At 63.5% G+C, this 9611-nt stretch carries 8 protein-coding genes and 2 pseudogenes; 7 read left to right on the top strand and 3 right to left on the bottom strand.

The window, feature by feature from the left end; all coding sequences use genetic code 11:
• The first annotated feature begins 94 nt into the window (after nucleotides 1–94).
• Nucleotides 95–1078: a class II fructose-bisphosphatase gene (gene glpX / locus EOA49_RS27410; RefSeq protein WP_095826122.1), complete on the top strand. Its 984-nt coding sequence runs from the start codon at nucleotides 95–97 to the stop codon at nucleotides 1076–1078.
• Between the two features lie 140 nt (nucleotides 1079–1218).
• Nucleotides 1219–3003: a single-stranded-DNA-specific exonuclease RecJ gene (gene recJ, locus EOA49_RS27405; RefSeq protein ID WP_127243460.1), complete on the top strand. Its 1785-nt coding sequence runs from the start codon at nucleotides 1219–1221 to the stop codon at nucleotides 3001–3003.
• A 13-nt stretch (nucleotides 3004–3016) separates the two neighbouring features.
• On the opposite strand, the gene EOA49_RS27400 is transcribed toward recJ, so the two are convergent.
• From EOA49_RS27400 to folE, 3 genes are all read right to left on the bottom strand, one after another.
• Nucleotides 3017–3988 carry a patatin family protein gene (locus EOA49_RS27400; protein ID WP_067000906.1) on the bottom strand — a complete coding sequence of 324 codons (972 nt, stop codon included), beginning with the start codon at nucleotides 3986–3988 and terminating at the stop codon, nucleotides 3017–3019.
• An 84-nt stretch (nucleotides 3989–4072) separates the two neighbouring features.
• A complete protein-coding gene (gene hisI / locus EOA49_RS27395) occupies nucleotides 4073–4531 on the bottom strand; it encodes a phosphoribosyl-AMP cyclohydrolase (protein ID WP_095780902.1) in 459 nt (152 codons plus the stop codon).
• A gap of 93 nt (nucleotides 4532–4624) precedes the next feature.
• On the bottom strand, nucleotides 4625–5251 hold the full coding sequence (gene folE / locus EOA49_RS27390) for a GTP cyclohydrolase I FolE (RefSeq protein WP_067328045.1): 627 nt from the start codon (nucleotides 5249–5251) through the stop codon (nucleotides 4625–4627).
• 235 nt (nucleotides 5252–5486) lie between these two features.
• Here folE and EOA49_RS27385 point away from each other — a divergent pair, with 235 nt between their 5' ends.
• From EOA49_RS27385 to EOA49_RS27365, 5 genes and pseudogenes are all read left to right on the top strand, one after another.
• Nucleotides 5487–5933, top strand: a complete 447-nt coding sequence (locus EOA49_RS27385) for an iron-sulfur cluster assembly scaffold protein (protein WP_127217023.1) — start codon at nucleotides 5487–5489, stop codon at nucleotides 5931–5933.
• A 169-nt stretch (nucleotides 5934–6102) separates the two neighbouring features.
• On the top strand, nucleotides 6103–6477 hold the full coding sequence (yidD, locus tag EOA49_RS27380; protein WP_127241049.1) for a membrane protein insertion efficiency factor YidD: 375 nt from the start codon (nucleotides 6103–6105) through the stop codon (nucleotides 6475–6477).
• 142 nt (nucleotides 6478–6619) lie between these two features.
• A pseudogene (locus EOA49_RS27375) lies at nucleotides 6620–6811 on the top strand (class D beta-lactamase); the annotation flags it as partial.
• A gap of 229 nt (nucleotides 6812–7040) precedes the next feature.
• Nucleotides 7041–9014 (top strand): threonine--tRNA ligase, encoded by a 1974-nt coding sequence (gene thrS / locus EOA49_RS27370; protein ID WP_127241048.1) that lies wholly within the window; start codon nucleotides 7041–7043, stop codon nucleotides 9012–9014.
• 95 nt (nucleotides 9015–9109) lie between these two features.
• A pseudogene (locus EOA49_RS27365) lies at nucleotides 9110–9611 on the top strand (glycerol acyltransferase); the annotation flags it as partial.

Below are 9611 nucleotides of genomic sequence, written 5' to 3'. Positions count from 1 at the left end.
AAATGGCAAGTCTTGCCGTTGTCATGGAGCTTTGCCAGAAGAAGCGCGCTTCTGGCGGGAGGCAAAGCGCAGTTTCAACGAGGAATGCCCATCCATGAACATGGCCCAAAACATCGCAGCCGGCCTCGATCGTATCCTAACCATGGAAGTGGTGCGTGTGACCGAAAGGGCCGCGGTCGCCGCTGCCAGGCTGCGCGGTCGCGGCGATGAGAAGGCGGCCGACCAGGTCGCGGTCGATGCGATGCGCCAGGAACTCAACCGGTTGGCCATCAAGGGTACCGTGGTCATCGGCGAGGGCGAGCGCGACGAGGCGCCGATGCTCTATATCGGCGAAGAGGTCGGCACCGGCAAAGGCCCGGCGGTCGACATCGCGCTCGATCCGCTCGAAGGCACGACGATCTGTGCGAAGAACCTTCCCAACGCGCTTGCCGTCATCGCCATCGCGGAAAAGGGCAGCCTGCTGTTCGCGCCCGACGTCTACATGGACAAGATCGCCATCGGGCCGGGATACCCGGACAGCCTGATCGACATCGACGCGCCGCCGGCCGAGAACATCGCCAATCTCGCCAAGGCCAAGGGCGTGGCGGTGCCCGACATCACCGCCTGCATCCTCGACCGGCCGCGCCATGCCAAGCTGATCGACGCGGTGCGGGCCACGGGCGCCGCCATCCGGCTGATCGGCGACGGCGACGTCGCCGGCGTCATCCACACCACCGATTCGGAAGAGACCGGCATCGACATCTATCTCGGCACCGGCGGCGCGCCGGAAGGGGTGCTGGCCGCGGCGGCGCTTCGCTGCACGGGCGGACAGATGCAGGGCCGGCTGATCCTCGACACGCCGGAGAAGATTGCACGGGCCGAAAAGATGGGCATTTCGGATCCGAAGCGGGTCTATCGCGCGCAGGACATGGCGCGCGGCGACGTGCTGTTCGCGGCGACCGGCGTCACCGACGGCAATCTGCTCGGCGGGGTGAAGTTCGGGCGCACCTTCATCACCACTCACACCATCGTGCTGCGCTCGTCCTCGCGCACAGTGCGCGAGATCAAGGCGCGCCACCAGGATCTGGAAAAGTTCTGATTTCGTCCTTGTAGACACTTTCGCGCAATTACGGTCGGAGCGCCCTTCCACAGTTTTCCGGGGTGGTTCGCTTTCCCGGAATTGCTAGGGCTGTCGCATCTTGATATCTGCCGAAAGATGGTGTGCAGACGGCGCGTCTCATGATGGGCGAGAGACGCTTCTTCCTCGATGTCAGGCAGTCGGCGACCGGTGTTTCCTGGGAGCACCGGCTGACCGAGCGGCAGGACATGGCCGCTTTGGCCATCGCGCAGGGCCATGGCGTGCCGGACATCGTCGCAAGGGTGCTGGCTGGGCGCGGCGTGACGGTCGAGCAGACCGAGCGCTTCCTCGATCCGACCATTCGCGAGCTTTTGCCGAACCCGGCCTCGCTGACCGATATGGAGAAGGCGGCGGCGCGTATCGCGGATGCGATCGTGGCCGGCGAGAAGGTGGCGATCTTCGGCGACTATGATGTCGACGGCGCCGCGTCGTCGGCGCTGCTGAAGCGCTTCCTGGCGCATTTTTCGGTGCCGTCCGAGATCTATATTCCCGACCGCATCTTCGAAGGCTACGGCCCGAATCCGGAAGCCATGCGCGAACTGATCTCGCGCGACGCGAAGCTGATCGTCACCGTCGACTGCGGCACCAACAGCGCCGTGTCGATCGAGGCGGCGAAAGATGCCGGCGCCGATGTCGTGGTGCTCGACCATCACCAGGTCGGCGGACCGCTGCCGGCGGCGGACGCGGTGGTCAATCCGAATCGGGAGGACGACCTTTCGGGGCAGGGGCATCTCTGCGCCGCCGGTGTGGTCTTCCTGTGCCTGGTCCAGACGGCGAAGGTGCTTCGCGAACGGTTGCCGAACGCCGCGCCGGTCGATCTGCTTTCGCTGCTCGACCTTGCCGCGCTGGCGACCGTTTGCGACGTGGTGCCGCTCACCGGCGTCAACCGCGCTTTCGTAGTCAAGGGGCTGCAGGCGGCGCGCCAGCAGAAGAATGAGGGGCTGGCGGCGCTTGCGCGGGTCTCGCGCATCGGCGAGCCGATAAACACCTTCCATCTCGCCTATCTGATCGGGCCGCGCATCAATGCCGGCGGGCGCATCGGCGATGCCGCGCTCGGCAGCAGGCTGCTTGCCACCGAGGATCCTGTTGAAGCCGCAAGCATTGCCGAGACGCTCGACCGGCTGAACCAGGAACGGCAGCAGATGGAACTGGAGATGCTGGCGCAGGCGCGCGCCGAGGCCGATGCGGAGCTTGCCGGCGGCACCGGCCCTGGCATCGTCGTGACCGCCAGCAACAGCTGGCATCCCGGCATCGTCGGGCTGCTGGCCTCGCGGCTCAAGGAACATGCGCGCCGTCCCGCTTTCGCCATCGCCTTCAATGCCAATGGGATCGGCACCGGCTCGGGGCGCTCGGTCTCCGGTTTCGATCTCGGCCGGCTGGTGCGCGAGGCGGCGCAGGCCGGCCTGATCGCCAAGGGCGGCGGTCACGGCATGGCGGCAGGCATCACCGTGGAACGTGCCAAGCTCGGCGCGCTTCGGGCTTTCTTCGAGGAGCGCGCTGCGGCGGATGTGTTCCGGCTGCAGAGCGAGGAAAGCCTCGCGATTGACGGCGCGTTAGCCGCCGAGGGCGCGACGCTGGCGCTTCTCGACGCGCTGGAGAAAGCCGGCCCGTTCGGCGCCGGACACATCGCGCCGGTGTTTGTGCTGCCGCGCCACAGACTTATCGATGCGCGGCCGATCGGCACCAACCACATCCGCGCCGACCTGCAGTCGCAAAGCGGCGGCAACCTCCAGGCGATCGCGTTCCGCGCCGTCGACACCGCGCTCGGCGAATTCCTGTTCAAGAACAGGGGCAAGACCGTGCACATAGCCGGTTCGCTGTCGGGCAATTACTGGAACGGCAACCGCTCAGTGCAATTCCGCATCACAGATGCCGCGATTGCTTGACTGACGCTTCGGATCAGGCGAGCACCGTCTGCAGCCGCCGCAATTCGCTGATCTGGGACATAGTCGCCTGATAGCCGATGCGGATCGCCTCGTCGGCGCGGTGGAACTCGGTCAGTCCGATATGGCTGAGCTTCGGCTGCAGCGACATGTCGGGCGGATCGCCGGCGAGCCTGGCGCGCGAAATCCGGTCCTGGATGATGTTGAAGGCCTCGACCATGACGCCGGTGATGCCGAGGCGGGTCTGGTGCGGCGGGTGCTGGGGATTGACCTGACCGGGACGCGGCGCGTCGTTCTCGATGACGAGTTCGCCCGCGCTGTGCTTGATCACCGCGGCACGCCCAAACAGATCGTAGTGGAGGTTGACGGCAACGACCAGCGGCTGTTCGTAAGCACGGCAGACCGAGACCGGCACCGGATTGACCAGCGCGCCGTCGACCAGCACGCGCCCGTTGCAGTTTACGGGCTCGAAGACGCCGGGCAACGCGTAGGACGCGCGCATGGCGGTGATGAGCGAACCTTTCGACAGCCAGATTTCGTGGCCGGTGCGGATTTCGGAAGCGACGGCGACGAAGGGCTTCGACAGTTCCTCAAAACGGATACCGTCGACATGTTCGCGCAGCCGCGCATCGAGCTTCATGCCGCCGAACAGGCCGCTGCCGCGCAGATTGAGATCGAGCAGTCCGAAGAGGCGCCGCTTGGTCAGGCTTCTGGCGAACTCTTCCAGTTCGTCCAATTTGCCGGCAAGATAGCAGCCGCCGACCAGCGCGCCGATCGACGTGCCTGCGATCATCGAAACTTCGATGCCGGCTTCGTCCAGCGCGCGCAGCACGCCGATATGGGCCCAGCCACGCGCACAGCCGCCGCCGAGCGCCAGCGAGATGCCCATCTTCTTCGCCGATTTCGGATCGAGCACGCCGCCGGACGATGCAAGGCCGTTGGCCTCCTGAACGTCAGGTCTGCTGCGCAATGACGCCCATTCGAGCATCATGATCTCCCTTGTCCCGTGTCCCTTCTATCACAAGGATGTTTGAGAATAGTGAATATGAGTGGTTTGTGAATATCGAATGGTTCACACCGGCTTCCGATACGTTTCTTGCGCATCGAACAGCGGCTTGCTGCCATCGTCGGCAAGCACCGCCTTGCCGTCGCTGAGCCCCACCGTCCGATAAAAGCAGGAACGCCTACCGGTGTGACAAGTTGCGTCCTGGCCCAATACTTTGACGCTCAACCAAATCGCGTCCTGGTCACAATCCGTGCGCATCTCGACGACGCGCTGGACGTTGCCCGACGTCTCGCCCTTTTTCCACAGCGCGTTGCGGGAACGCGACCAGTAGTGGGCGATGCCGGTTTCGAGCGTCAGCGCCAGCGCCTCGGCATTCATATGCGCGACCATCAAAAGCATGCCGTCGCCGGCGTCGGTGACGACGACGGTCACGAGGCCGGCAGCATCGAAGCGCGGAGAAAGGACGGTGCCTTCCTCCAGCGCCTTCTTGTCTGCCGGGGCTTTGGGAAATTGCAGTGCCGACATTGCCGGTTCGTCTTTTTGTTGGACCATGATCTTATCCGAAAACCGGGTCCCGCTTTTCGGGACCATGGTCTGAAGGCCGGCAGCAGGCGGCGATCAGGCACGCACCATGGTGACGAAGCGCACCTGTTCCTCGGGCGTGTCCTTGAAGACGCCGGTGAAGGTCGAGGTGAGCGTGGTCGAATCCTGCTTGCGGATGCCGCGCATGGCCATGCACATATGCTCGGCCTCGATCATGACGGCGACGCCGCGCGGGTTGAGCACGTCCTGGATGACGCCTGCGATCTGCGCCGTCATTGCTTCCTGCGTCTGCAGGCGATGGGCGAAGATGTCGACGACGCGCGCGATCTTGGACAGACCCACGACCTTGCCGTCCGGCAGGTAGCCGACATGCGCCTTGCCGATGATCGGCACCATGTGGTGCTCGCAATGGGAGTGGAACTTGATGTCCCTGACGATGACGAGATCGTCATAGCCGGCCACTTCCTCGAAAGTGCGGCCAAGCTCCTCGGCCGGGCACATGTCATAGCCGTTGAACATCTCGCGAAAAGCCTTGGTGACGCGCTTCGGCGTGTCGACCAGGCCCTCGCGATCAGGGTTGTCGCCGGTCCAGCGCAAAAGCGTGCGCACGGCGGCTTCGACCTCGGCCTCGCTTGGGCGATCGGTGACAGGCTTCTCCATGTAGGAGGAAGGGGGCATGAGTTTCTTGATGACGGCATCCATAAAGGCGTCTCCCGTAGTCCCACTCAAAGGTGGGACGAGTTGAACGGACCACGACCTTTCGGGTGAAACTCGCCCGGTTTCCAGCCCGTAAGCGGCGTGAACAGATGAGCAATGACAATGGCTTGAGTTTGCTTGTCGATGCCCGGCTGCCATCATTATATATGGTCGTGCACAGCGAAAGGAAGACGCAACAGCGGCAAAGCCTGTTCGCTTGGCGGCGACGGATTGGAAAAATATGATCGACGACGTCTACAATGCGAAAATCCTGAGCTTCGCCGGAAACATCGCCAAGATCGGCCGGCTCGACCACCCCGATGCGACCGCCAGAGCGCACTCCAAACTGTGCGGCTCGACCGTCACCGTCGACCTCAAAATGGATGGCGACGTGGTGACCGATTTCGCTCATGACGTGAAGGCCTGCGCGCTTGGTCAGGCATCCTCCTCGATCATGGCCCGGCATGTCATCGGCGCAAACGCCGACGAGCTGCGCGCCGTGCGCGAGACCATGCTGAAGATGCTCAAGGAAAACGGCGCGCCGCCGGAAGGCCGGTTCGCCGATCTGAAATATTTGGAGCCGGTGCGCCACTACAAGGCACGTCACGCCTCGACCATGCTGACCTTCGATGCGGTGGTCGACGCGATCGGCCAGATCGAGAAGAAGCGCGCCGGAGAGGCTGCTTGAGGGCGATCTCCTGGGCTGCTTGCCCGGTTATGGCGAACTCGCTTCGTTTCCCGGCGCTATGCTGAGTGGACCGTCCGGCGTTCCAGGCGATGAGCGATAAAAGGTCGTTGCGTTCCCGGCTCGAAGCCCACATCTAACGCACAAGGAAGCTGGCTGCGGAGAAGTACGGATGGGAGACCATCCAGGACATATCCATGGCGTCCGGCCGGTCCGGCATGGGCGAAACTGGCAGGGACCCTGGCGCAAGACGCCGGGCCGCGTCCTCGGCACGTCGCTCGTGCGCCTCTACCAACTGACGCTTTCCGGTTTCGTCGGCAATAGCTGCCGGCATCTGCCGACCTGTTCCGAATACGCGCATGAGGCAATCGCCCGCCATGGATTGTGGGCCGGGGGCTGGCTGGCGCTGTTCCGGGTCTCGCGCTGCGGGCCGTTCGGGACGCATGGCATCGACCGCGTGCCGGAGACTCTCGGGGCGCGCTATGTCTGGTTCATGCCGTGGCACTATTGGCAGATCGGCAGGAGGCGCGGCGACGCAGATGGCTGACTATGTAAGCGCTTCGCAGCCGGTGTTTACGATCCGGTAGGGTTAACGTCAGCCTGCACAAACACTGCCAATTTGAGACAAAATCGAGACAAGAGGCCTCGCTAAGCCGCTCCGCATAATCCCTTTCCCGGAGTGAGCTTCGATGCGCCAGATAGACCGCTATCCGTTCTTCATTGCCATTATTCTGTTCCTGCTGGCCTGGATGCTCGGCCTGCCGATGCGGGCGCAGTCGGCGCCGCTCAAAGACATCCACTGCACTTTGATCGAGGACTCGGCGAGCGGCTCGACGCTTTGCCAGGATGGCTTCCGCGACGAGCGCGTCAGCCCGGCTTCGATCTTGCCGAAGGGGCTCGCGACGCGGGCGGCTTCCTGAACGATCTTCCCGGGCTCATCAAATAGAACGGCTTGCGGCTTTACGGCGGCGGAAAATCCTCATAAAAGACTGCCGCCCGCCAGCGTCCAAGTGATTGGCGCCTCCGGCCAACCCTGCATGCTCCAGCACACTTCCTGCGACATGCATTCACCACCCGCGCTCGTTTGCGGGACTGGATAGGACAACTCTGATGCTGAATTCCGTGTCCCTGACATTTCCCGATGGTTCCGTCCGCGAGTACGACGCGGCCATGACCGGCGCCGCCCTTGCCGAATCGATCTCCAAATCGCTGGCGAAAAAGGCTGTTGCCTATAGCCTCGACGGCACCGTCCGCGATCTTTCCGATCCGCTCGGCGGGTCCGGCAAGGTCGAGATCATCACCCGCGAGGATCCGCGCGCGCTGGAACTCGTCCGCCACGACGCGGCGCACGTGCTGGCCGAGGCGGTGCAGGAACTTTGGCCAGGAACGCAGGTGACCATCGGGCCGGTGATCGAGAACGGGTTCTATTACGACTTCGCGCGCAACGAGCCGTTCACCCCGGACGATTTCCCGGTGATCGAGAAGAAGATGCGCGAGATCATCGCCCGCAACAGGCCGTTCACCAAGGAAGTGTGGTCGCGCGAGAAGGCGAAGAAGGTCTTTGCCGACAAGGGCGAGCGCTACAAGGTCGAGCTGATCGACGCTATCCCCGAGGATCAGGATATCAAGATCTACGCGCAGGGCGACTGGTTCGATCTCTGCCGCGGTCCGCACATGGCTTCGACCGGGCAGATCGGCAACGCCTTCAAGTTGATGAAGGTGGCGGGCGCCTATTGGCGCGGCGATTCCAACAACCCGATGCTGACGCGCATCTACGGTACCGCCTTTGCCGACCAGGCGCAGCTCGAGGCATACCAGATGCTGCTGGAGGAAGCCGAGAAGCGCGATCATCGCAAGCTCGGCCGCGAGATGGATTTGTTCCATTTTCAGGAGGAGGGACCGGGCGTCGTCTTCTGGCACGCCAAGGGCTGGAAGATGTTCCAGAACCTGGTCAACTACATGCGCCGCCGCCTCGACGAGCACGGCTACCAGGAAGTCAACGCGCCGCAGGTGCTGGACAAGAGCCTGTGGGAGACGTCCGGCCACTGGGGCTGGTATCGCGACGCGATGTTCAAGGTGACGGTTGCCGGTGACGACACCGACGACGACCGCGTCTTCGCGCTGAAGCCGATGAACTGCCCCGGCCATGTGCAGATCTTCAAGCATGGGTTGAAGTCTTACCGTGAACTGCCCGTAAAGCTTGCGGAGTTCGGCAATGTGCACCGCTACGAACCGTCGGGCGCGCTGCATGGGCTGATGCGTGTGCGCGGCTTCACTCAGGACGATGCGCATATCTTCTGCACCGAGGAGCAACTCGCCGCGGAATGCCTGCGCATCAACGATCTAATCTTGTCGACCTATGCCGATTTCGGCTTCGACGAGGTCGCGGTGAAGCTGTCGACGCGGCCCGACAAGCGCGTCGGCACAGACGAGGCCTGGGATCATGCCGAGGCGATCATGAGCAATGTGCTGGAGACGATCCGCACGCGCTCCGGCAATCGCATCAAGACCTCGGTCAATCCGGGCGAGGGTGCCTTCTACGGGCCGAAGTTCGAATATGTGCTGAAGGACGCCATCGGCCGCGAATGGCAGTGCGGCACCACCCAGGTCGACTTCAACCTGCCGGAACGTTTCGGCGCCTTCTATATCGGCTCGGATTCGGAGAAGAAGCAGCCGGTCATGGTGCATCGCGCGGTGTGCGGCTCGATGGAACGCTTCCTCGGCATCCTGATCGAGAACTATTCCGGCCATTTCCCGCTGTGGTTCGCGCCGCTGCAGGTGGTGGTGGCGACGATCACCTCCGACGCGGATGAGTTTGCCACGAAAGTGGTCGAGCGGCTGAAGGCTGCGGGGCTGCTCGCCGAAACCGATCTGCGCAACGAGAAGATCAACTACAAGGTGCGCGAGCACAGCCTGGCCAAGGTTCCGGTCATTCTCGTTTGCGGCAAGCGGGAGGCGGAAGAGGAAACCGTCAATGTCCGCCGTCTCGGCTCCCGCGACCAGGAATCGCTGAAGCTCGGCGACGCCGTGAAATTGCTGGCGGACGAGGCCGTCTCTCCGGACCGCAAGCGCCGCGCGGCCTAAAATCGTTAATCTCCAATCGCTTCTCGAATGGCGGTGGCACATAGTCCACCGCCATCTTCACACGCCTGTCACGCCAACCTTGTAACCGAGCCGCCATGCTCAAGCTGAAACCGCGGGGAAGGCCGTTTCCCGAGCTCTCCTACGCCAACCGGCATCAGCCGGCGCTGACGCGGTGGTTCATCCATTCCGTCGAAGGCCTGTCGGGCCGCGACCGCTTTGCCGTGCTCTACGACTTGTGGCGGCGCCAGGTCGCTCCAACGGGCGAACGTGTGTTCAGCCGCATGCTGGACTTGATCGACGTCAGGGTGCACCACGCCGGCCGTTGGCCGCCGGCAAATGTGCCGGCTAGTCCGCTGGTGATCGTCGCCAACCATCCCTTCGGCATCGGCGACGGCATTGCAGTGCTGTCGCTCGCCGAGCAGCTCGGCCGTCCGTTCCGGGTCATGATCCACAAGGACCTGCTCAGGATCCGCGAGATGGAAGCCTATTCGCTGCCGATCGATTTTTCCGAGACCAAGGAAGCGCTGAAGAACAACATGGCCGTGCGCCACGAGGCGGTGCGGCTGTTGAAGGCAGGCGTCACCATCGTCGTTTTTC

The organism is Mesorhizobium sp. M1A.F.Ca.IN.020.04.1.1 (assembly GCF_003997315.1).
Lineage (GTDB): Bacteria > Pseudomonadota > Alphaproteobacteria > Rhizobiales > Rhizobiaceae > Mesorhizobium.
This window is presented reverse-complemented; position numbering and strand designations above follow the sequence as displayed.